2 protein-coding genes are annotated in these 792 nt (G+C 33.3%); both read right to left on the reverse strand.

Annotation, left to right across the window (positions count from 1 at the left end; genetic code table 11):
• Nucleotides 1-430, reverse strand: a 430-nt coding sequence (locus tag ACQRC6_RS09820) for an MptD family putative ECF transporter S component (RefSeq protein WP_427848752.1), incomplete at its 3' end; no start/stop codon positions are given.
• Nucleotides 431-455: 25 nt separating this feature from the next.
• The coding region (locus ACQRC6_RS09825; protein WP_427848753.1) for an ATP-binding cassette domain-containing protein at nt 456-792 on the reverse strand (337 nt) is incomplete at its 5' end.

Raw genomic sequence — 792 nt, forward strand, 5'->3', positions numbered from 1 at the left:
TTATTACACTTTCAAAAAATGCTTCTCTCATAACCCAAATTGGTAAGAATCCTCCAAATAAGTTTAGAGAAAAAAACATATGACTAATTGTATTTTTCTTAAAGTCTGTATAATTTCCACCTTTTGCTATGAACATAGCAATTATTCCAGCAGGCACTGCCACTAATGGAGCAATTGGAATATGTCCAGTTGCAACTAATAAAATACTTGGTAATATAGCTGCGATTACAATAGCAGTAGCTGATTTTGTCTTTGCAAGAAGCATATGATAGGTTGGTGCAGCAAGTAGTGCCACAAGCATAGGCATTAGTAAAAATAAAACAGGGACAGGCATTGATATTGCCCCAATTACTAAATATGTTACAAAGTAAAGTGCAATTAAAACACCGGCTGTAACTGCGTTTTTTGATGATTTCTTTTGTGTTTTCATAAGTTTTCTCCTTTAAAATTGATTGTTACTGCACAATCTTCCATTCTTTAGACTTTTCTTGATAATTCCATAAGTCTTTATATAGTCCGTTATTTTTCATCAGTTCTTCATGTTTTCCTACTTCTTCTACTTTTCCCTTATTTAAGACAACAATTTTATCTGCTCCCATAACGCTCCTTAGCTTATGAGCTACTACAACAACTGTTTTATTTTTAATTAAATTGGAAATTGCTTCTTGTATAATAAGTTCATTTTCGGGATCAAGAGAAGATGTCGCTTCATCGAGGAGTATTATCGGGGAATCCTTTAAAATTGCTCTTGCAATAGATATTCTTTGTTTCTCACCTCCTGACAGAGTTGCC

The sequence above is a fragment of the Peptoniphilus sp. SGI.035 genome, from assembly GCF_050315115.1.
Classification (GTDB): Bacteria; Bacillota; Clostridia; order Tissierellales; family Peptoniphilaceae; genus Peptoniphilus_A.